The organism is Bacillus sp. NH11B (assembly GCF_001884205.1).
GTDB lineage: Bacteria > Bacillota > Bacilli > Bacillales > Bacillaceae_G > Bacillus_A > Bacillus_A proteolyticus.
The window spans coordinates 59,282-81,591 of record NZ_MAOG01000130.1; the positions used below are offsets into that span (position 1 = coordinate 59,282).

The following is a 22,310-nucleotide window of genomic DNA, read 5'->3' on the forward strand; positions in this document are numbered from 1 at the left end:
GGGGCGGAGATCATGGCAAAAGAGATTACTTTAATTAAAAAGAAGGTTGTAACAGAAGAAGAAAAGAAACAGCAAGTAACAGATGAACTGTTAAATGAGCTAGCTGAAAATAGAGAAGCAGTAGAAGAGACGATGCAGCTGTTAGGACAGTTGCAAAAAGCTGGAATTTTAGATGCAGCAATTAGTTTACTTGCTGCAAAAGAAGATGTTTCCAAAATAGCTGTTGAACAATTAAATCGTGAACCAGTAAAAAATGCATTAAACAATATGATGGGGGCAGGAGAGGCATTATCTTCAGTGGACCCAGAAATAACGAAACAAATAACATCTAGTTTAGTCACTGGATTACAATTTGCAACGGATGAGCTGAAAAATGGAAAAAAAACAAAAGTGATGGATTTCTTTAAAGTATTAAAAGATCCAGATATCAACAGGGCGATAACATTTGGTTTTAGTTTCTTAAAAGCATTTGGACAAGGACTAGAGAAAAAATAGAGTGAGTGAAAAAAGTGATGGAAGTAGCCATCACTTTTTTCATTATATGTATAAGAGTGTTCATGTTAAGCGGAATATATTATTATTATTATTAAAAAGATGGATTGAAATTGGAAATGTGGAATCCATCTCAAATATAGTTTTAGAATGTGGAGGAATATATGCAACACCGTAAAAGACTATCTATACCAGGAGTAATGAGACATTCCTTTCAAACTGTACAATTTGCTTTTTGGAATGTGCTAACATTTCAGCTCGTCTATAAATTGTTAGCTGCAATCGTATTTATCCCCCTCTTAGGTATTATTTTCAATAAGTTATTGTACTTTGGTGGTTATGCAAATGCGACAAATGATGAATTAGTAGCATTTTTGAAAACACCATATGGGATTTTGGCGATTGTAATTTTATCGATACTAGCATTGTTTCTCATTTTTACGGAATTTGCAGTGCTTATTATCATTTCGTATTTCGCTCATAAAAGGCAAAAGGTAAGATTACGTCCGATTTTGTATAAAACAGTAACGTATTTACCTTCTCTTTTTACATATTGCTTACCAGGATTTGTGTTGTATGCAGTTGTACTATTACCGCTATTAAGTATGGGATATAAATCTGCATTGATTCCTGAAATTCAAATTCCTAATTTTATTACAGGTGAACTATTTAAGACGACAATGGGTCAGGTTGGTTATTATGCTTTCTTTGCTGTAGTTGCTTATTTAAATCTTCGTTGGATTTTTGTGTTACCTATTATTGTATTAGAAGAAAAACCATTTCGCACGGCAGCACGTAAAAGTGCGAACTTAGTAAAAGAAAGCTTTTTTAAAGTGTTGTTCTTTTTAGTAGGAGTTTTCATCTCTGTAGGAATGGTCTTTCTTTTATTTATAGGAGTGTATTTACTCTGTTTATGGGGCGTATACGAATTTACGAACCCAGAAGGGACATTTGCGCTATTAGCAGAGTCAACGATTTCAGTCTTCTTAACGAGTACATTGTATTTATTTAGCTTCATTATGACGCCGTTTTATATTATGGCGTTAACAAGATTATACTTACAGAAAGTTTCGGTTGAAGATGTTTTATTAGAAGAAGGATTAGATTATTCAAAAACAAAAGCAGATAAATGTTTCTTTAAAAAACACCGTTGGAAATTTATTGGTGTATATATCGTGGGGATTATTACTGCTGGAATGGTCGTTGCCTTCATTGTGACCTTTATTTCAAACACATATAAAGAACCAATTATTATGGCGCACCGTGGATATATATCAAAAGGTGTAGAGAATACGAAAGAAGCAGTACAAGGTGCCATTGATGCAAAAGCAGACTATGCAGAAATAGATGTTTTGCAAACGAAAGATGGCGAACTAGCGGTCATACATGATTTGAAGTTGAAACGTCTTGCGAATGCGAATGTGCATGTATCGGATTTGACGATGGATGAGCTAAGAAAGCTTACTCTTAGTCAAGATGGATTCTCGGGACAAATAAGTACACTTGATGAGATCATTAAGCTTGCAAAAGGCAAAATAAAACTTAATATAGAAGTGAAACTTCACGGTAATGAGAAGGATTTCGTAAAGAAAGTACTAAAAACAATTAAAGAGAACGATTTTGAGAAACAATGTGTAATTCAAACGTTACATTACCCGCTTATTAAAGAGTTTAAGCGTGCAAATCCGGATATAAAAGTAGGGTATGTATTGTTTGCAAGCAGGGCTAATTTAAAGAATGTACAGGCGGATTTCTATGTAGCAGAAGAATATATGTTAAATAAACGCCTAGTGAAAGAAGCGAGAAAGCTAAATAAACCACTTTACGTATGGACAGTAAATGATATGGAAAGTTTAAAGGCATATTATAAGTTAAACGTGGATGGTATCATTACCGATTACCCTGAAGACGCACGCGAAACAATTAAGATGTTAAAAGAGCAAGAAGATCGTGAAAGTGATATGTTTGATAAAATTACTGAAACGACAGAAGATTTATTTTCAAAGTTATTTATAAGTTATCCAGCTGCTGGCTAAATGCTAGTAGCTGTTTTTTTATGAAAAGAATATATTTCTAAAGTATTGTACAAAGTAATAAGTGTATATGTATACGTAACTACTTAGTTTTTTTGCATTGTTACATTATTGTCAAATAATAAATAATTACTATGCGTTTTGAATGGATATAATGTAAATAGAGTGATAGATAATGGAATGGCACGGATAACCCAATAGAATCAATGTTTCGTATATTTACACTATTCTAAATATATAAACTTTAAAAAAATAGTATGTTAGCGTTTTCATAACTTTTAAGTTATGCTAGAATAAGGACATAAGTTATTAATTATTACAAAAAGAAAAAAGAATTCCTTTTTTCTGTTAATTATAAGGGGGCATTTCATTATGCGTATTGGGGTACCAGCAGAAATTAAAAACAACGAAAACCGTGTGGCAATGACACCAGCAGGTGTTGTACATTTAATTCGTAACAATCACGAAGTATTCATTCAAAAGGGTGCAGGTTTAGGATCTGGTTTCACAGATGCTCAGTATGTTGAAGCGGGAGCAAAAATTGTTGATACAGCTGAAGAAGCTTGGAACATGGAAATGGTTATGAAAGTTAAGGAACCAGTTGAAAGCGAATACAAGCACTTCAGTGAAGGTTTAATCTTATTCACATACTTACACTTAGCTCCAGAACCAGAATTAACAAAAGCGTTAATCGAGAAGAAAGTTGTTGCTATCGCATATGAAACAGTACAATTAGAAAACCGTTCATTACCATTACTTGCACCTATGAGTGAAGTAGCTGGTCGTATGGCTGCACAAATTGGTGCGCAATTCCTTGAGAAAAACAAAGGCGGTAAAGGTATCTTACTTGCAGGTGTTCCAGGGGTTAAACGTGGTAAAGTAACAATTATCGGTGGTGGACAAGCTGGTACAAATGCTGCTAAAATTGCAGTTGGACTAGGTGCGGATGTAACAATCATCGACTTAAGCGCAGAACGTCTTCGTCAATTAGATGACATTTTCGGAAACCAAGTAAAAACTTTAATGTCTAATCCTTACAATATTGCAGAAGCTGTAAAAGAATCTGATCTTGTAATCGGTGCAGTATTAATCCCAGGTGCAAAAGCACCAAAACTTGTAACAGAAGAAATGATTAAATCAATGGAACCAGGTTCTGTTGTTGTAGATATCGCGATTGACCAAGGTGGTATTTTCGAAACAACTGACCGTATTACAACTCATGATAACCCAACTTATGAAAAACACGGCGTTGTTCACTATGCAGTTGCAAACATGCCAGGTGCGGTTCCACGTACATCAACTCTTGCATTAACAAACGTAACAGTACCATATGCAGTACAAATTGCTAACAAAGGCTACAAAGAAGCATGCCTAGGCAACACTGCATTATTAAAAGGTATTAATACATTAGAAGGCTATGTAACATTCGAAGCAGTTGCAGAAGCTCACGGTGTAGAGTACAAAGGTGCTAAAGAATTATTAGAAGCAGAAACAGTATCTTGCTAATAGAAGCATTATACAAAACAAAATCGAACAATATATAAAACAACATGATAAGAGCTAAGAGATAACACCTCTTAGCTCTTCTTGGTAAAAGGGGGCATTCATCGTGGCCAACCTATTTAAAAAGAAATCCGTTACGCAATTGTTAGGGGAAAGTAAAAGTAAAACTTTGACGAAAACGCTAGGGGCATTCGACCTAACAATGCTAGGGATTGGTGCGATAATTGGTACAGGAGTTCTAGTATTAACGGGATTAGTAGCAGCAAGAGATGCTGGTCCAGCAGTTATTTTTTCATTCATGATTGCAGCAATTGTTTGTGGATTTGCAGCTTTATGTTATGCAGAGGTTGCATCTACACTTCCTGTTTCAGGTAGTGTGTACACATATTCATATGCAACAATTGGTGAATTTGTTGCCCATTTAATGGGATGGACATTGTTATCCGTATATGTCGTAACAACTGCCGCAGTAGCTGGCGGATGGACAGGTTATTTCAATAATTTAGTGAGTGGATTGGGACTTGAAATTCCAAAAGCATTGTTAACGATTCCATCGCAAGGTGGTATGGTGAACTTACCGGCAATTATCGTTACGTTGGTTATAACTTGGTTATTATCACGAGGTACGAAAGAAAGTAAGCGTGTGAATAACATAATGGTATTAATTAAAATTGGCATTGTTGTTTTATTCATTGCAGTTGGTGTATTCTACGTGAAACCAGAAAACTGGATACCATTTGCACCGTACGGCTTAAGTGGAGTCTTCGCTGGAGGAGCAGCAGTATTCTTCGCTTTCTTAGGATTTGATGCATTAGCAACTTCTGCTGAAGAAGTAAAAAATCCGCAACGTGATCTACCGATTGGTATTATTGCTTCGTTAGTTATTTGTACAATCATTTATGTTGTAGTTTGTCTCGTTATGACAGGTATGGTTTCTTACAAGGAATTAGATGTACCAGAAGCGATGGCATATGTACTAGAGGTTGTAGGGCAAGATAAAGTGGCTGGTGTAATCGCTATTGGAGCTGTAATCGGTATTATGGCTGTAATTTTCGCTTACATTTATGCGACAACACGTGTATTCTTCGCAATGAGCCGTGACGGTTTATTACCAAAATCTTTTGCGAAAATTAACAAGAAGACAGAAGCACCAACATTTTCAGTTTGGTTAACAGGAATTGGTAGTGCTTTAATTGCTGGATTTATCGATTTAAAAGAATTGTCGAATTTAGCGAATATTGGAGCGTTATTAACATTTGCGATGGTTGGTGTAACTGTCATCATTCTTCGTAAAACACATCCGAAATTACAACGTGGATTTATGGTACCACTTGTACCAATCTTACCGATTATTTCAGTTGCATGCTGTCTATTCTTAATGCTAAATTTACCATTAACAACATGGATTTACTTCGGTATTTGGTTAGCAATCGGAGTGGTTGTATACTTTGTTTATTCGAAAAAACATAGTCATTTAAAAGACGATGGAAGTTCGCAAGATAGTTTAGAAAAAGCTAATTAAAAAAAGCTAAATAAAAGGGATATAAGATAGTAAGCCTTGTGCGTCTAGGGAACGCGCAAGGCTTTTTATTATGTAAATATAAAGGGAATGGATATGATTTTGTAGAATTTTGTATGTCGTAATATGCAAAAGGGGTGTAAGAATGAGAATAAAAGAAGATATAAAAGTTGTCGTTGGAGCAGAGGGATACAATAATAACCCTGGTTGATTACATACGAATGAAGAAGAATTAAATTTATTAAAAAGAGCAACGTGGCTTAATAAATTTCAGCTTAATTCTTTATCAGTAATTTTAGCGGAACATGTATGGGAGCATTTATCGTACGAAGAAGGAATCGAAGCGGCAAAAATTTGTTATGAGTTTTTAACGGAGGATGGATATATTCGTTGTGCAGTACCAGATGCATTTTTTCCAGATGAAGAATATCAGGAAGGTGTACAAGTAGGCGGACCAGGTCCATTAGATCATCCAGCGGCAAGCCACAAAATCGTTCATAACTATAAAACGATCACGTCCATGTTTGAATCAGCAGGTTTTCAAGTGAGGGTTTTAGAATATTGTGATGAGAGTGGTGAGTTTCATTATAATGATTGGGATGAAAAGAAAGGATTCATTTATCGATCGAAACGTTTTGATCATAGAAATCAAGATGGTAAATTAGAATTTGCTTCGTTAATTGTGGATGCAGTGAAAGTTAATAAATTGAAACTTTAATCAGTGGGGGTTCTTGGTCTCCCGCTGATTATTAGCCTTCACCAATCGGGCTTTTACGGGCAGTTAATGTGGGGTAAATAAGAGAAGGATGCACGATAGTTTTCGTGCATCCTTTTTGTATGAAGAGTATGATGGATGCGAAGAATATTGATATGTGTATGTTGAAATGTGAACGAAATTGTCAAAAAAATCTTTCGGATTTTATTGACACATATGAGTAGGCGCTCATATAATATATATGAACAGTTGTTCATATGTTCAATTAAAGAGGTGAGCTATAATGGCTGAAAATAAAGTAGAAACACCGCAGGAAACTTGTTCTCAAACGGTAATTCATGAGGAAGTCGTGGATCAAGTGAAGCAAACAATTCCGACTGATGAAAGTTTAAGTAAAGTAGCAGAACTATTTAAAGTATTAGGTGACCGTACGCGTACGAGAATATTACATGCATTATTTGAAGCTGAAATGTGCGTTTGTGATTTAGCTTATTTATTAGGAATGACACAATCGTCTATTTCACATCAGCTACGTGTGTTAAAGCAAGCGAAACTTGTAAAGAATCGTAAAGAAGGCAAGGTCGTTTATTATTCGTTAGCTGACCAGCACGTAATCCATATCTTCGAGCAAGCGTTTGAACACGTAAACGAGGAAGAATAAAAACGCGAGGAGGGAGAATGATGGCAGAAGCATTAGTGAAAAAGAAACTGATGTTAGAAGGTTTAGATTGTGCGAACTGTGCAATGAAAATTGAAAAAGGCGTTGGGAATATAGAAGGAGTAAATTCTTGCTCTGTAAACTTCGCAACAAAGACGATGGTTTTAGAAACAGCACAAAATAAAGAAAATGAAGTTGTGACAGAAGCGAAACAGCTTGTTACAAAGTTAGAACCACATATTAAAGTGCAAGAAGAGCAAAAAACAAAATCGGCAAAAGAAGTTTTTATATTAGAAGGTTTAGATTGCGTGAACTGTGCAATGAAGATTGAAAATAAAGTTAAGGAAATGCCGACAGTTTCAGAAGCAACTGTTGATTTCGTATCAAAGAAATTACGAGTAGAAGTTGCGAATAAAAGAGAGTTAGAATCGACTGTAGAAGATATAAAAAATGTCGTTCAAAAGTTAGAACCAGATGTGAAAGTTGTTCGTGAAGAAAAGAGCGGTCATGACCATGGACATAGTCACGACCATGGTGAAGCAAATGTGAAAAAGATGATAGGGCGATTAGTAGTCGGTGGAATTTTGACAGGAATTGCTGCCTTAGCTGATTTACCACAAATGATAACAATTCCGTTATTCGTCTTTGCGTATTTATTAATAGGTGGAGATATCGTTTGGAGAGCGGTAAGAAACATAACTCGCGGCCAAGTATTCGATGAAAACTTTTTAATGGCAATTGCAACTGTAGGGGCTTTTGCAATTCAACAATATTCAGAAGCTGTTGCGGTAATGCTATTTTATCAAGTAGGGGAACTATTCCAAAGTATTGCAGTAAATCGCTCGCGAAAATCAATTACTTCATTAATGGATATTCGTCCTGATTATGCGAACGTAAAGGTTGGAAATGAAACGAAACAAGTATCACCAGAGGATGTGCAGATTGGTGATTATATTATTGTGAAACCAGGTGAGAAAGTACCGTTAGATGGAAAAGTAGTCGAGGGAACATCAATGATGGATACTTCAGCACTTACAGGTGAATCTGTACCGCGTGAAGTAGAAGTTGGTAATGACGTATTAAGTGGTTTTGTAAACCAAAATGGTGTATTAACAATTGAAGTTACAAAAGAATTTGGTGAATCTACTGTATCGAAAATTTTAGATTTAGTTCAAAATGCAAGTAGTAAAAAAGCGCCGACAGAAAACTTTATTACGAAATTTGCGCGCTATTATACTCCTGTTGTAGTTATTACAGCAGCGATCATGGCGTTTATTCCACCGCTTATTTTAGAAGGTGCTACATTCTCCGAGTGGATTTATAGAGCGTTAGTATTCTTAGTTATTTCTTGTCCATGTGCGTTAGTCGTATCCATTCCTCTTGGATTCTTTGGAGGTATTGGTGGTGCATCTAAAAGTGGAATTTTAGTAAAAGGAAGTAACTATTTAGAGGCATTGAATGATGTGAAATATATCGTCTTTGATAAAACGGGTACATTAACAAAAGGTGTCTTTAAAGTTACAAAAATGGAGCCAAGTGAAGGTACTACTAGTGAAGAACTGTTAGAGTATGCAGCGTTTGCCGAAGTATATTCAAATCATCCAATTGCACAATCTATACGAAATGCATATGGAAAATCAATCGATGAAAATAGTATTGAAGACTATAGTGAAATTTCTGGTCATGGTACGGTTGTAAAGGTACAAGGAAAAGAAATTTTCGCAGGTAATGCTAAATTAATGAGAAAAGAAAACATTACATTTAAGCAACCAAATACAGTAGGTACACTAGTTCATGTTGCTGTAGATGGTAAATATGCAGGTTATATTGTTATCTCTGATGAGGTAAAAGAGGATTCAAAACAAGCAATTCAAAAGTTAAAAGAACTAGGTATTAAGAAGACAGTCATGTTAACTGGTGATGCAAAATCAGTTGGTGAAGCTGTTGGTAAAGAATTAGGTTTAGATGAAGTGCATGCCGAATTATTACCACACCAAAAAGTAGAAGAAATCGAAAAAATTGATGCAGCAAAACACGGTAAAGAAAAGATTGCATTCGTCGGTGATGGTATTAACGATACGCCAGTATTAGCGAGAGCGGACGTTGGTATTGCGATGGGCGGTTTAGGATCAGATGCAGCAATTGAAGCGGCTGACATCGTCATTATGACTGATGAACCTTCAAAAATCGCGACAGCTGTAAAAATTGCAAAACGTACACGTAGTATTGTATGGCAAAATATTATATTTGCATTAGGTGTAAAAGGGCTAGTTTTATTACTTGGTGCCTTTGGTATTGCAACAATGTGGGAAGCGGTCTTCTCAGATGTTGGTGTGACATTACTTGCAGTTTTAAATGCAATGCGTGTACTACGAGTGAAAGATTTATAAAAAAGAGGACGCAACCCGCGTCCTCTTTTTTATCGGTTATTTTGTCGAAATTGACTTAATAAAATAATATCAAATATTATTTTAGCTTTGAATAACGTAATATTAAATTTTACAAATAAAAAATATTCTTCTTGTTATTTTAATATATTTTTTACAAATATCCATATAGTATTGAAAAAACAGAGAAGGAGGAAACTTCTCTGTTTATTTTTGTATGTTTTTTTCAACTTGTTCGCGAACAGTTTGAATATAATTCATTTTATGATCCCAGCACTCTTGGCTTAAATCGACGGGATACTCTTCGGGGTTTAAAGTTCGCATGTATTCTTCCCAAAATAGAGCGAGACTCTGTTCGTTATATTTTTGAATATCTAATATACTTGGTAGTTCATATGTTCTTTCACCGTTAACGAAAATGTCTTTATGCAGTTCACGTGCTTCAAAGTTTGTCACGAATTTACTTATATATGTGTGAACGGGGTGGAACATTTTTAAGCGTTCTTCTTTTTCGGGCTCTTCAGAATCTAACGCAATATAATCGCCTTCAGCATGATTATTAACCCTGTTGACTATACGATAAATTCGTTTAAGCCCTGGAGTTGTAATCTTTTCAGGGTTAGATGAAATTTTAATCGTGTCATTTAATTTCCCGTCAGTATCTTCAATCGCAACTAGTTTGTAAACAGCCCCTAATGCAGGTTGCTCAAAGGATGTAATTAATTTTGTTCCAACACCCCATACGTCAATTTTTGCTCCTTGAGATTTAAGGTGCATAATTGTGTATTCATCTAAATCGCTAGAAGCAATAATTTTTGTATTTGTAAATCCAGCCTCATCTAGTAATATTCTTGCCTTTTTAGACAAATAAGCCATATCGCCACTATCAAGACGAATGCCATAGAAATCAATGCGATCTCCAAATTCTTTTGCGACACGAATCGCATTTGGAACACCAGATTTTAATGTGTCATATGTATCAACGAGAAAGACACATTTTTTATGAGTTTCAGCGTATTTTTTAAACGCGACATATTCATCGCGATACGCTTGAACGAAAGAGTGAGCATGTGTGCCGGCTACGGGTATCCCGAAGCGTTTTCCAGCACGAACGTTGCTTGTAGATGAGAAACCACCAATAAAGGCAGCTCGTGTTCCCCAAAGGGCAGCATCAAACTCATGAGCGCGTCTTGTACCGAACTCTAAAAGCTCATCATTATTTGCAGCGTGCTTCATACGTGCAGCTTTTGTAGCAATTAATGTTTGGTAATTTACAATATTTAAGAGGGCAGTTTCAATTATTTGTGCCTCACCGAGTGGTGCATCAACCCGTAATAAAGGCTCATTATTAAAAACAACTTCACCTTCTTGCATACTACGAATCGTTCCAGTAAATTTCATGTTTTGTAAATAATGAAGGAAGTCTTCTTCAAATTGAAGCTCTGCTAAATAAGCGATGTCACTTTCGGTAAAACTGAAATTTTCTATGTACTCTACAATTTTCTCAAGACCAGCAAAAACAGCATAGCCGTTTTCGAATGGAAGCTTTCGAAAGTATAAATCAAAAACAGAACGGCGATTATGAATACCATCTTTCCAATATGTATAAGCCATGTTGATTTGATATAAATCTGTATGTAAGGCGTAACTATCGTCTTTATAATGATTCATTGCGAAAACACCTCCGTAATTTGGTTATAGTATACCAATTTTTCCCCTTGCGTAGCAAAGAAGTAATAGGGAGTGAAGTCAAGAGAGAAAAAAATGAAATAATGCATATTTTTTAGAAAATTTACATTTATCAATTTATATTTCTCTAGATTTTATGTATTATTAGAGTAATGGGGGTAATGAGAATGGAGGAGGACAATGCAACAAACATTAGAAAAAATAGGCAAGCAAGTTTTTTATAAACGGCTACAGCAAAAAATGACACAAGAAGAATTATGTCAGGGCATTTGTTCTGTCTCATACTTAAGTAAGATCGAAAATGGAAAGATAGAAGCATCAGAAGAGATTCTACAATTGCTCTGCACAAGATTAGAGATTGCTGTGACGGATTTGAGAGATGTAGAAGAAGATGTGAAGGTGAAGTTGGATGAATGGTTGAATGCGCTAATTCATTTGGACAAGCAACAAGTAGAGCGCATATACGAAGAGTTGCAAGGTGAAATGAAGCATGTTTTGGATTTTGAAATTATAAACTATTATAAGTTACTTTATACGCGATATTTAATTATGAAAAGGGATATTTCTGTACTTGAAGAAGAGTTAGATAGACTGAAAAAGGTTTATAAGAAATATTCACCTTTTCAAAAGATGCTTTATACGTATAGTAAGGCTATATTACTTAGTTTGCAATATAAGCATAAGGAAAGCTTGGAGTATTTAATTGAGACGGAAGAAATGGCTAGAGAACAAGGGTATTTTGAAAATGGCATATATTATAATTTGAGTCTTGCATATAGCCATCTAAATATACCGCATTTAGCCATGCATTTTGCTCATATTGCTATGGAAGGGTTCCGTAACGAATATAAATTTCGTTATGTGATCAATTGTCAAACAATTATTGCTTTAAGTTATGTGGAAAAAGCGCAGTATGAAGAAGCTTTAAAGATTTATGAGAGTATATTAAGAGAAGTAGATTCTTTTGCGGAAAAAGATATGATTAAAGCTATGACCTTAAATAATATGGGGGAATTATACCATTATAAAAATGAGCATGATAAATCTAAAAACTATTTTCTTCAAAGTTTCGAATTGCAGAAGGCTGTCAATATGAATTATATTGAAACAATTTATGGACTGGCTAAACAATGCATTCATCTTAAACGTTATGAAGAAGCGCAGGAATGGATAGAAAAAGGAATTGATTGCTCACGTAGTGATGAAAAATATAATAAAATGATTTATTCGTTCTGTATATTTAAGTATAAATATTTTGGAGAATCTCAAGAGTTTAAGAGGTTTTTAGAGAATGAAGCTATTCCATTCTTTAAAAGTGTAGGTAGTATGAAAGAATTGAAAAATGCTTATTTAGAATTAGCAATGTATTTTGAGAATGAATTTAAGTATGAAGAAAGTAATAAATATTATAAAGAAGCGATTAAAGTGTTGGAAGAAAAGGAGGAATTGAATTGAAAAGACGTATATATGGTGTGGTAGGGATGGGTTTAGTGGCGATGTTGTCTTTGGGAGTTAACTATTCTAATCCAGATATATATGGAGTAAAATCCCTGAAAGAAGGATCAGTGAATTATTCCAATCCGGATATATATGGATTGAAGTCTTTACAAGAAGGAAGTATACAATATTCTAATCCAGATATTTATGGTTTTAATTTTTCGGAAAAAAGAGGTATAAATTACTCTAATCCGGATATTTATGGTTAAGAAAATATTGAGAAACCCCTTTCCAATCGGAAAGGGGTTTTTCAATATTTGTTCCTCAAAATTCTACAAAACTTGAGAAAAAAGTTATTTGAATTTTTAGTATATTAATAGTGAAAACATAATGCTAATATGAAATTACTCTTTTTCAAAAATTTTTTATTAGGGGGAATGTTAGATGAAAAAGAAGAGTTTAGCGTTAGTGTTAGCGGCAGGAATGGCAGTTACTACGTTCGGAGGGACAGGCTCTGCATTTGCGGATTCTAAAAATGTGCTCTCTACTAAGAAGTACAATGAGACGGTACAGTCACCTGAGTTTATTTCTGGTGATCTAACTGGAGCGACTGGTAAGAAAGCGGAATCTGTTGTGTTTGATTACTTAAACGCGGCAAAAGGTGATTATAAGTTAGGGGAAAAGAGTGCGCAAGATTCTTTCAAAGTGAAGCAAGTGAAAAAAGACGCTGTGACTGATTCAACAGTAGTACGTATGCAACAAGTTTACGAGGGAGTACCTGTATGGGGATCTACTCAAGTAGCTCACGTAAGTAAAGATGGTTCTTTAAAGGTATTGTCTGGAACAGTTGCGCCTGATTTAGACAAGAAGGAAAAGTTGAAAAATAAAAATAAGATTGAAGGCGCAAAAGCAATTGAAATCGCACAACAAGATTTAGGAGTAACACCTAAATATGAGGTAGATCCAAAAGCGGACTTATATGTATATCAAAACGGTGAAGAAACGACATATGCGTACGTTGTAAATCTAAACTTCTTAGATCCAAGCCCAGGAAATTACTACTATTTCATTGAGGCGGAAAGCGGCAAAGTATTAAATAAGTTTAATACAATTGATCATGTAACAAATGATGATAAGTCACCAGTTAAACAAGATGCTCCTAAACAAGAAGCGAAAGCAGCTGGAAAACCTGTAACTGGAACAAACAAAGTAGGGACAGGTAAAGGGGTATTAGGAGATACGAAATCAATCAATACAACGTTATCTGGATCTTCTTACTATTTACAAGATAATACGCGCGGAGCAACGATTTTTACGTATGATGCGAAAAATCGGACTACATTGCCTGGAACGTTATGGGTAGATACAGATAATGTTTTCAATGCAGCGTATGATGCAGCGGCAGTTGATGCTCATTACTATGCAGGTAAGACATATGATTATTATAAAGATACATTTAACCGAAATTCTATTAATGATGCAGGAGCACCATTAAAATCAACTGTTCATTACGGAAGTAAGTATAATAATGCATTCTGGAACGGCTCACAAATGGTATACGGAGATGGTGATGGTGTAACATTTACTTCATTATCTGGCGGGATTGATGTAATCGGTCACGAATTAACGCATGCTGTTACGGAAAATAGCTCGAATTTAATTTATCAAAATGAATCAGGAGCGCTAAATGAAGCAATCTCTGATATCTTTGGTACTTTAGTAGAGTTCTATGATAACCGTAACCCAGATTGGGAGATCGGTGAAGATATTTATACACCTGGTAAGGCGGGAGATGCACTTCGTTCTATGAGTGATCCAGCGAAATATGGTGACCCAGACCATTATTCTAAACGTTACACTGGTTCAAGTGATAACGGTGGCGTTCATACAAACAGTGGCATTATTAACAAACAAGCTTATTTATTAGCAAATGGTGGTACGCATTCTGGTGTAACTGTAACTGGTATCGGTAAAGATAAATTAGGTGCGATTTACTACCGTGCAAACACACAGTATTTCACGCAATCTACTACATTTAGTCAAGCTCGTGCTGGTGCAGTACAAGCTGCAGCGGATTTATATGGTGCTAGCTCTGCAGAAGTAAATGCAGTGAAGCAATCATTTAGTGCTGTTGGTGTAAACTAAGGCTTTAAAGGATAGTTATTAATAAAATACTTCAAAAATAAAGAAGGAGCATAGGCTCCTTCTTTATTTTTTTCTCCATTTTTTCCACAAATAAAACAATCCAATAGCGCCCGCGATTGTTACAATCCACTTCGCTTCATTCGTTCCATTCATGACATGATAGGCAGAATATACTTCGATTAACAAAGCCGGTATTTTACCTATTGTACTGGCAATACTGAAGGATAGTAATGACATTTTACCTAGAGCTGCAAATAAAGTCACGATACTGGACGGAATGAAAGGGATAAGACGGAAAGATAGGACGAGTAGAAAGGCTTCTCTGCCTTTTACATAAAGAAGACGCTCTACCTTTGGGTACTTATTTACTTTATCGTGAGTGAACTTTTGAAGGCCCATACGATAAATATAAAACGAGATAATAGCCCCTAATGCCTCACCTGCGATCGAAATAATGGTTCCGTTTGTTACACCGAAGAGCTGTATGTTAATAGCGGTCAAAAAAATACTAGGGATAAAACCTAAAAGACTGATGATGATGTTGATTAAGATACTAAGTGGAATTGCGATTGAATAATAATCTGTTAAGAAGTTTTGAATTGTTTCAGCCATCTTGTAAAATCCTTTATCTTTTTTTGCATTACACCATATTTCTATTGTGTAGGCAAGTGTAAATTTACATAATGTAGAAAATAGTTAATAAAAAGAGGTCTGTATACAGTATATGGGTATTGGGTATATAAAAATAGGGGTATATTTAGTTTGTTTTGAAAACACTCCATAAATCTTATATTTAAAGGGTTTATATAGTATTATGATTGGTATTTTCGTTCGGGAAATAATCGTAAAATCATGGGGGTATATTTTAAGGCGGGCGAAAAACAGTGGTTTGATGAAAGTAGGTTGGAAATATAGAAAAATGAATGCGAAACTTTAAAACTATATACGTTTTTTCTTTGTGAAATTGACTTTTAGTGGAGTTACGATAATAATCATGGAAGAGGTGATATGATGAAACGACTAAGTAGTCTTTTCTTGAGTGGTTTATTGGCACTAATGCTGATTTTAAGTGGATGTGCAGGAAAAGAACAAAAAACAGAAAAACCAAAAGAGGATCATTCTACATCAGTAGAAAAAATTAGTGATAATATTTTAGATGAAATGGAAGGACCACCGAAAAATGGTCATACGATTGAAAGGCATGTAGGCAAATCAGAAGAGGATTTGAAGAATCGTTTGAAGACAGATAAAGTATCAGCGGCAAGTACATACTATGATAAAGAAACAGCGACGAAAGCTGTAAAAGATAGTTTGAAGCAACATGATAAGGAAATTCAGGATTGGTTAAAAAATTCTAAAGAAGCTCGTCTTGTGTTAAATACAACTCATTCATTCCCAGTTGGAAAAACGGTAATAAAGAAAAATATGAATGTAAAAGACAAGTTAGTAAAAACTGTTACTGTTTTAGCGAGAGATAAATCAGGAGAATTAGGATATAAGATCATTACTTCTTATCCATCTGACAAATAAGAAGGGGGAGTACATATGTATACGACATTACAATACTTTCTTAAATCGTACTGTACGTTAAGTATTCATGAGGATGAAATAGTGAGTGTGATGAAAGAGTTTATAGAGCAAGAAGAAGAAATTGTTTTGAAATTACGTGATGAATTAGTATATATGAAGAAAAAGAACGCATGGGAAGAAGCGTGCGTATTAGCTGCGAAGCAAGGAAATCGTATGTGGTCTTTAGAAGAAACGAAAGACCATCTTGAAAATTTTTTACTATTATTGCAAAAGAAAAAGGCGTGATCTACTCACGCCTTTTTCTTTTTAAAATTTGTCCGTTTAATAGTATCTTATTGTTTTGGGGCACTTTTATATACGCTTTTTGAAATTTGTCCATTTGATATTACTTCACCATTTTGTGTTACCTTTTTATATGTAACCGCGGTTATTTTATCACCAGTATTACTAACTACTTGAGAAGAAACTTCAACATTTTTGCCAGTATTTGTACCGAAAATACGTGTAGTAATACTACCTCCATTTGAAAATGCTTGAATGTAAATATGCTTACCTGTATTGTTTTTAAATTTTAAATCTGGACCATAATCTGCGACGGCTGCATCTTGCCCAAGTGGTAAATAATTTACGGGCATAGAATGATTACTTCGAGAAACAATTCCTAAATCTGCCCTTAAAGCTGCGCTATATAAAGTACTACTGACTTGGCAAACGCCTCCGCCTGCACTTTGTATAACTTTACCTTGTGAATATACTGCTGCGGATTTATAACCATGTGCAGCATCAGTTACGCCAACACGGTCATTAAAACTAAACGTTTCATCAGGTGCTACAATAACTCCACTTAAAGTATTAGCTGATTTATTTACGTTATAAGACTGATTTCCATTACGGCCAGTCATTGGAGTCGAGTATTCAGCAATTACTTCTTTAATCCCCATTTTCTGTATATCTTCTGTAGAACGTTCTGGTTTTATTAATGTAACCGGTAATGTAACATCTGATTTACCAGTAGTAATAGCTTCGTTTGTTAAATCGTTTAGTTTTCCTTTATCAATTTTTTCTCCGTTTTGACTTTGACTAACATTTACTGTAGAGCCTTCAACACTTAATTCTGCATTAACAGGATTTTTTAATGTTTCATTATATTTATCTTTTATAAAGGCTTCATAAGCTGTTGTATTTAATTGTGGTGTTAATTTATAGTCACGTTTTAATTCATCGTTTTCAGCTTGCTTCCGCATTTTGTAACGACTCATTACGTTTCCTTCTTGTTTTTTAAAGATTTTGTTTACAATATCTTTCTCTTTATAATTTATCCCTAAATCTTTCCATGTGTAAGTTTGTTTATCATCTTGGAATATGTAGGTAAGGGATTTTTGATCTAATTCATTTACTTTTTGATTAATAATTGCTTGAATATCTGCTTTATTTTTTCCATCAAGAGAAATACCTTCAAATGTAGTGTTTGGTAATGCAGTTGTATTCAGTTGATCATTTAATTTGGATACATATTGATATCCACCAACACCACCAACACAAAGTAATATGCCACCAGCGATAGTGGAACCGATCAGTATTTTGCGTAGCTTCATTTATTTCCCCCCAGAAAAATTTGTATAAATATATGTATGACATTTTTTGTATAAAAATGATGAAAATAACATTATGTACGTACTAGTATACTATTATTTTCACTATGCGTGTAATGTTTTTATAAAAAATGTTACACTGGTGTAATAATTGTCTCTTTTTGTCACAATATGTACGAGAAATATGTTGAAAATTATAATAAAAAGGCTGCTTAGAAAAATCTAGCAGCCTTTTTATTATAATTTTTTATGCTCATTTTTATTCGTAACACCGAGATGTTCTTGAAGTGTTGTCGATATATCATTAACACTTTTTTCGTTTGGAACGTAATAATAAATACCACCTATATATTTATCAGTACCTTCCACTTGCAATTTATCCATTTTTAAATTTGAATCCATTGAACTTTTTGCAATAGCCATCATATCATCAAAAGTTAAGTTTGTTTTTAAATCCTTATCGACAGCATCTAATAAGCTTCCGATTTTATTAACGGAATTGAGAGATAGTGCTTTTTCAGCAATAGCTTCTAAAACAAGTTGTTGTCGTTGACCACGCATATAATCACTATCAATATGACGAGTTCTAGCTAGTGCAAGTGCTTCTTCTCCATTTAAATGTTGACGTCCTTTTTCTAGATGAATTGCATTTGCTTCGTCTTTACTATTTTGTTCTGTAAACTCAACGGGAACATCGACAGTAATGCCACCAAGGGAATCAACGATTTTGATAAAGGATTTAAAGTTGAATTTTACATAGTAGTCAACTGGAACGTCTAAAAAGGTCTCTACTGTATCAATCGTGCTGTCTACACCACCGAATACGTGCGCATGTGTAATTTTATCGTATTTATCACGTGATTTAATGTAGACGCGTGAATCACGTGGAATGCTGACAAGTTTAACGGATTTATCGTTTTTATTAATTGTTGCAAGTAATAACGCATCCGTACGAGTCGCTTTTCCATAATCCTTGTCCCTAATATCACTTTCATCAACGCCCATAATAAGGACAGAAATATTGTCAGTCATAGGTTTAACGGCTTTTTCACGTTTGCTGGATTTATCTCCTCGGCCGAGTTCAGAATAGGCGTTGCTTAAGACGGATTTTGCTTTACTGTATATATGGAAGGAGTAACCTCCTGCTCCTATTGCTACAATAAGTAAGGGAATAAGAATGAACCAAAGTAGGCGCTTTTTCTTTGAACGTCCTTTTTTGGCTCGAGTTTCTTTGTTAATGTCGGATTTCATCATTTTTTCTCCTTTAAAACAATCAAAGTGTATACATCTAGAAGTGTATTAAAACACATAAAAAATATTGTACGCTAAATAAAAGGTATTGTACATGTATAAAAAATAGATGTCTTGATTATTTATAAGACACCTATTCGTTATTGTATACAAAAGACAGGGATAAGAAAATGATAAAATTTTACCTAATTAAAGCATAATACTTACAATAATCGCAGATAAAATGCTAACAAGAGTAGCTCCGTATAGTAATTTTAGGCCAAAGCGGGCAACGACATTTCCTTGTTCTTCGTTTAATCCTTTTACCGCACCGGAAATAATTCCAATGGAAGAAAAGTTAGCAAAAGAAACGAGGAAGACAGAAATAATACCAACTGTACGGATAGAGAGCGTGCTGGAAATTTTACTAAGATCCATCATTGCTACAAATTCATTTGTTACAAGCTTCGTTGCCATAATGCTACCAGCTGTGACAATTTCAGAAGTTGGTACGCCGATAAGAAATGCAATAGGGGAGAATACATAGCCTATTATTTGTTGGAAAGTAACTCCAAATATAATGAGGAATAGGTCATTAATACAACTCATTAATGCGACGAATCCAATGAGCATAGCACCGACGACAATTGCTACGCGAAAACCATCAAGAATGTATTCCCCAAGCATTTCAAAGAAACTTTGTTTTTCCCCTTTGATTTCCAAAATGTCTTCATCATCGTTAACGTCGTAAGGGTTAATAATGAGTACGATAATAAAACCGCTAAATAAATTGAGAACGAGTGCGGTTACTACATATTTTGGTTCGATCATTGTCATATAGGCACCGACAATGGACATAGATACTGTTGACATAGCAGAGGCGCAAAGTGTATAAAGTCGATGTTTTGGAATTTGGGCTAATTGTTTTTTTACCGTAATGAAAACTTCTGATTGGCCAACAATAGCGGAAGCGATGGCGTTGTAAGATTCCAATTTACCAAGACCGTTTATTTTACTAAGAAAGAAACCAATCCAACGAATAAAGAATGGTAGTATTTTGAAATGTTGTAATATACCAATTAAGACTGAGATGAAAACAATCGGTAATAATACGTTAAGGAAAAATGGCATTTCTCCTTTATTTGCAAGACCCCCAAATACAAAATTTATTCCACTGGCAGCATACCCAAGTAGCCTTGTAAACAGATTGGAAATTATCGTAATAAGTATGAGGCCAATTTCTGTATTTAATAATAAATAAGTTAAAATTAACTGTATAATTAGCATGATAAAAATTGGTTTGAATTTAATATGTTTTTTATTGTTGCTAGCAATGTAGGCAAGAAAAAAAACAACGATAAGTCCAACGAAAAAAGTGATAAATTTCATAATAAGCCCCCTAAAAGAGATATTCTGCTATATATGTTTTTCATTTAAAAGGAGAATATGCATGTTTAGTAAAGAGAGGAATAGAGGAATCATGAATATATGTAGAGTACATCACGTTGCAATTATTAGTTCAAATTATGAAGTGTCAAAGGATTTTTATACACGAATATTAGGTTTCAAAGTGATGAATGAAGTATACAGAAAGGAACGAAATTCTTATAAGTTAGATTTATGTGTAGGAGAAGAGTATCAAATTGAATTATTTTCATTTCCAAATCCGCCTAACCGCGCAAGCTTTCCGGAGGCTGCTGGGCTTAGGCATTTAGCTTTTGCCGTTACTGATATAGAAGAAGCTGTTAAACATTTAAAACGATGTGATGTTGAGACGGAATCGATACGTGTTGACGAGATAACGGGAAAAAAATTCGTCTTTTTTCAAGATCCTGACGGTTTGCCATTAGAATTGTATGAGGACTGAAAATTGGTGAATTTTATGTAGGGTTGCTTTCAAGTAAATGAAGAAACTAAAGTGAAACTTCTTTTTTAAAGGAGGTGTAACTTTAGCTAAGAAAAGCTAAAGGACATATGTGGATATTTTAAAATTATTGATGGTAGCTGTTCTGATTGCGCTAACAGGTTTTTTTGTAGCTGTAGAGTTTGCAATTATTAAGGTACGTAGCAGTCGTATTGATCAACTCGTCAGTGAAAAAAAGCGAGGGGCATTGGCAGCGAAAAAAGTAACTTCAAATTTAGATGAGTATTTATCAGCATGTCAGTTAGGGATTACGATTACTGCTTTAGGGCTCGGGTGGTTAGGGGAGCCAACCATTAAACATTTACTTGAGCCGTTATTTTTAAAGGTACATTTATCTCCTGCAATTTCCAGTACAGTTTCATTTATTATTGCCTTTGCAGTAATTACATTTTTACATGTTGTAATTGGTGAACTTGCTCCAAAGACTTTTGCAATCCAAAAAGCAGAGCAAGTTAGCTTATTATTATCAAAGCCCCTTATTTATTTTTACCGAGTTATGTATCCATTTATTTGGGCTTTAAATGGCTCTGCACGATTTGTGACAGGCTTATTTGGCTTACATCCCGCTTCTGAACATGAAGTTGCGCATTCTGAGGAGGAACTAAGATTAATCTTGTCTGAGAGTTATGAGAGTGGCGAGATTAATCAAGCTGAATTTAAATATGTAAATAACATCTTTGAATTTGATAACAGGTTAGCGAAGGAAATCATGGTACCTCGTACTGAAGTTGTTGGTTTATATGAAGATGAGCCGTTTGAGACACATATTAAAGTAATTGCTCAAGAAAAATATACGAGATATCCAGTATTTGGTGAAGATAAAGATGAAATTATTGGGATGGTTAATGTAAAGGACTTATTTATTCGTTATATGGATGGTAATCGAGATGAAGAGTGTTCGATTACACCATATACACGTCCAGTTATTGAAGTGTTAGAAAATATCCCAATCCATGATTTATTATTGCAAATGCAAAGAAAGCGCATTCCATTAGCTGTATTATATGATGAATATGGTGGCACAGCAGGAATCGTTACATTAGAAGATATTTTAGAAGAAATTGTTGGAGAAATCCGAGATGAATACGATGAAGATGAACATCCACCAATAGAGCATATAAGTGAAGTGTGTAAAATTGTAGAGGGGAAAGTGCTTATTAGCGAAGTAAATGATTTATTTGGCATACATTTGGTTGCTGATGATGTTGATACAATTGGTGGGTGGTTTATGGTACAAAATCAAATCGTTGCTGAGGGGGACATTATTGAGAAACACGGCTTTTCTTTTAAAGTTCTTGAAAAGGATATGCATCAAATTAAGCGAGTTGAAATAAAGAAAGTAGAAGAATGAATTTTTTATTATATAAACTTTAATAAAAAGGATATATAGAAAAATAAATGTTTGCGCTTTCAAAAAAGGTGCTTTATAGTGAAGGTGGATACTGAAGAATTCTTT

18 protein-coding genes and 1 pseudogene are annotated in these 22,310 nt (G+C 34.6%); 14 read left to right on the forward strand and 5 right to left on the reverse strand.

The window, feature by feature from the left end:
* The first annotated feature begins 12 nt into the window (after positions 1–12).
* The 7 genes and pseudogenes from BAU27_RS23795 to BAU27_RS23825 all read left to right on the forward strand — a co-directional run bounded on the left by BAU27_RS23795 (position 13) and on the right by BAU27_RS23825 (position 9,310).
* Positions 13–495, forward strand: a complete 483-nt coding sequence (locus BAU27_RS23795; RefSeq protein ID WP_002091031.1) for a helical membrane plugin domain-containing protein — start codon at positions 13–15, stop codon at positions 493–495.
* A 161-nt stretch (positions 496–656) separates the two neighbouring features.
* Positions 657–2,528, forward strand: a complete 1,872-nt coding sequence (locus tag BAU27_RS23800; protein ID WP_071772156.1) for a glycerophosphoryl diester phosphodiesterase membrane domain-containing protein — start codon at positions 657–659, stop codon at positions 2,526–2,528.
* Positions 2,529–2,897: 369 nt separating this feature from the next.
* A complete protein-coding gene (gene ald / locus BAU27_RS23805; RefSeq protein WP_071743816.1) occupies positions 2,898–4,031 on the forward strand; it encodes an alanine dehydrogenase in 1,134 nt (377 codons plus the stop codon).
* A 103-nt stretch (positions 4,032–4,134) separates the two neighbouring features.
* On the forward strand, positions 4,135–5,550 hold the full coding sequence (locus BAU27_RS23810) for an amino acid permease (protein ID WP_071743815.1): 1,416 nt from the start codon (positions 4,135–4,137) through the stop codon (positions 5,548–5,550).
* A 142-nt stretch (positions 5,551–5,692) separates the two neighbouring features.
* Positions 5,693–6,265, forward strand: a pseudogene (locus BAU27_RS23815) (class I SAM-dependent methyltransferase).
* Positions 6,266–6,545: 280 nt separating this feature from the next.
* On the forward strand, positions 6,546–6,923 hold the full coding sequence (locus BAU27_RS23820) for an ArsR/SmtB family transcription factor (protein ID WP_000829679.1): 378 nt from the start codon (positions 6,546–6,548) through the stop codon (positions 6,921–6,923).
* 20 nt (positions 6,924–6,943) lie between these two features.
* Positions 6,944–9,310, forward strand: a complete 2,367-nt coding sequence (locus tag BAU27_RS23825) for a heavy metal translocating P-type ATPase (protein ID WP_071772157.1) — start codon at positions 6,944–6,946, stop codon at positions 9,308–9,310.
* Between the two features lie 204 nt (positions 9,311–9,514).
* On the opposite strand, the gene BAU27_RS23830 is transcribed toward BAU27_RS23825, so the two are convergent.
* On the reverse strand, positions 9,515–10,978 hold the full coding sequence (locus BAU27_RS23830) for a nicotinate phosphoribosyltransferase (RefSeq protein WP_071743812.1): 1,464 nt from the start codon (positions 10,976–10,978) through the stop codon (positions 9,515–9,517).
* Between the two features lie 198 nt (positions 10,979–11,176).
* On the opposite strand from BAU27_RS23830, the gene BAU27_RS23835 reads away from it, so the two are divergent.
* The 3 genes from BAU27_RS23835 to BAU27_RS23845 all read left to right on the forward strand — a co-directional run bounded on the left by BAU27_RS23835 (position 11,177) and on the right by BAU27_RS23845 (position 14,578).
* Positions 11,177–12,451 (forward strand): tetratricopeptide repeat protein, encoded by a 1,275-nt coding sequence (locus BAU27_RS23835; RefSeq protein ID WP_071772158.1) that lies wholly within the window; start codon positions 11,177–11,179, stop codon positions 12,449–12,451.
* A complete protein-coding gene (locus BAU27_RS23840) occupies positions 12,448–12,702 on the forward strand; it encodes a hypothetical protein (RefSeq protein ID WP_071772159.1) in 255 nt (84 codons plus the stop codon). Before BAU27_RS23835 ends, BAU27_RS23840 begins: the two co-directional genes overlap by 4 nt.
* A 175-nt stretch (positions 12,703–12,877) precedes the next feature.
* Entirely contained in the window at positions 12,878–14,578 is a 1,701-nt protein-coding gene (locus tag BAU27_RS23845; protein ID WP_071772160.1) for a M4 family metallopeptidase, read from the forward strand.
* 63 nt (positions 14,579–14,641) lie between these two features.
* Here the strand turns inward: BAU27_RS23845 and BAU27_RS23850 are convergent, their stop codons facing one another.
* Positions 14,642–15,190, reverse strand: a complete 549-nt coding sequence (locus BAU27_RS23850; RefSeq protein WP_071772161.1) for a TVP38/TMEM64 family protein — start codon at positions 15,188–15,190, stop codon at positions 14,642–14,644.
* A gap of 399 nt (positions 15,191–15,589) precedes the next feature.
* Between BAU27_RS23850 and BAU27_RS23855 the strand changes: the two genes are divergently transcribed.
* Together BAU27_RS23855 and BAU27_RS23860 are read left to right on the forward strand one after the other, a co-directional pair.
* A complete protein-coding gene (locus BAU27_RS23855; protein ID WP_071743808.1) occupies positions 15,590–16,108 on the forward strand; it encodes an RNase A-like domain-containing lipoprotein in 519 nt (172 codons plus the stop codon).
* A gap of 15 nt (positions 16,109–16,123) precedes the next feature.
* Complete coding sequence (locus BAU27_RS23860; protein ID WP_071772162.1) at positions 16,124–16,393, forward strand: hypothetical protein; 270 nt, start codon at positions 16,124–16,126, stop codon at positions 16,391–16,393.
* A 47-nt stretch (positions 16,394–16,440) separates the two neighbouring features.
* Here BAU27_RS23860 and BAU27_RS23865 read toward each other — a convergent pair whose 3' ends face one another.
* The 3 genes from BAU27_RS23865 to BAU27_RS23875 form a co-directional block, all read right to left on the reverse strand.
* Positions 16,441–17,703, reverse strand: a complete 1,263-nt coding sequence (locus tag BAU27_RS23865; RefSeq protein WP_071772163.1) for a VanW family protein — start codon at positions 17,701–17,703, stop codon at positions 16,441–16,443.
* A 234-nt stretch (positions 17,704–17,937) separates the two neighbouring features.
* A complete protein-coding gene (locus BAU27_RS23870) occupies positions 17,938–18,954 on the reverse strand; it encodes an LCP family glycopolymer transferase (RefSeq protein ID WP_302848840.1) in 1,017 nt (338 codons plus the stop codon).
* Positions 18,955–19,140: 186 nt separating this feature from the next.
* Positions 19,141–20,319 carry a NupC/NupG family nucleoside CNT transporter gene (locus BAU27_RS23875; RefSeq protein ID WP_071772165.1) on the reverse strand — a complete coding sequence of 393 codons (1,179 nt, stop codon included), beginning with the start codon at positions 20,317–20,319 and terminating at the stop codon, positions 19,141–19,143.
* A 91-nt stretch (positions 20,320–20,410) separates the two neighbouring features.
* Between BAU27_RS23875 and gloA2 the strand changes: the two genes are divergently transcribed.
* On the forward strand, positions 20,411–20,797 hold the full coding sequence (gene gloA2 / locus BAU27_RS23880; protein ID WP_071743863.1) for an SMU1112c/YaeR family gloxylase I-like metalloprotein: 387 nt from the start codon (positions 20,411–20,413) through the stop codon (positions 20,795–20,797).
* Positions 20,798–20,906: 109 nt separating this feature from the next.
* Entirely contained in the window at positions 20,907–22,205 is a 1,299-nt protein-coding gene (locus BAU27_RS23885) for a hemolysin family protein (protein WP_071772166.1), read from the forward strand.
* Positions 22,206–22,310 lie beyond the last annotated feature (105 nt).

Excerpts from the sequence above, each read along its gene's own strand:
- BAU27_RS23795 (WP_002091031.1), top strand. The coding sequence starts at position 13 with ATGGCAAAAGAGATTACTTTAATTAAAAAGAAGGTTGTAACAGAAGAA.
- BAU27_RS23800 (WP_071772156.1), top strand. The coding sequence starts at position 657 with ATGCAACACCGTAAAAGACTATCTATACCAGGAGTAATGAGACATTCC.
- ald (WP_071743816.1), top strand. The coding sequence starts at position 2,898 with ATGCGTATTGGGGTACCAGCAGAAATTAAAAACAACGAAAACCGTGTG.
- BAU27_RS23820 (WP_000829679.1), top strand. The coding sequence starts at position 6,546 with ATGGCTGAAAATAAAGTAGAAACACCGCAGGAAACTTGTTCTCAAACG.
- BAU27_RS23825 (WP_071772157.1), top strand. The coding sequence starts at position 6,944 with ATGGCAGAAGCATTAGTGAAAAAGAAACTGATGTTAGAAGGTTTAGAT.
- BAU27_RS23830 (WP_071743812.1), bottom strand. The coding sequence starts at position 10,978 with ATGAATCATTATAAAGACGATAGTTACGCCTTACATACAGATTTATAT.
- BAU27_RS23835 (WP_071772158.1), top strand. The coding sequence starts at position 11,177 with ATGCAACAAACATTAGAAAAAATAGGCAAGCAAGTTTTTTATAAACGG.
- BAU27_RS23845 (WP_071772160.1), top strand. The coding sequence starts at position 12,878 with ATGAAAAAGAAGAGTTTAGCGTTAGTGTTAGCGGCAGGAATGGCAGTT.
- BAU27_RS23850 (WP_071772161.1), bottom strand. The coding sequence starts at position 15,190 with ATGGCTGAAACAATTCAAAACTTCTTAACAGATTATTATTCAATCGCA.
- BAU27_RS23855 (WP_071743808.1), top strand. The coding sequence starts at position 15,590 with ATGAAACGACTAAGTAGTCTTTTCTTGAGTGGTTTATTGGCACTAATG.
- BAU27_RS23860 (WP_071772162.1), top strand. The coding sequence starts at position 16,124 with ATGTATACGACATTACAATACTTTCTTAAATCGTACTGTACGTTAAGT.
- BAU27_RS23865 (WP_071772163.1), bottom strand. The coding sequence starts at position 17,703 with ATGAAGCTACGCAAAATACTGATCGGTTCCACTATCGCTGGTGGCATA.
- BAU27_RS23870 (WP_302848840.1), bottom strand. The coding sequence starts at position 18,954 with ATGATGAAATCCGACATTAACAAAGAAACTCGAGCCAAAAAAGGACGT.
- BAU27_RS23875 (WP_071772165.1), bottom strand. The coding sequence starts at position 20,319 with ATGAAATTTATCACTTTTTTCGTTGGACTTATCGTTGTTTTTTTTCTT.
- gloA2 (WP_071743863.1), top strand. The coding sequence starts at position 20,411 with ATGAATATATGTAGAGTACATCACGTTGCAATTATTAGTTCAAATTAT.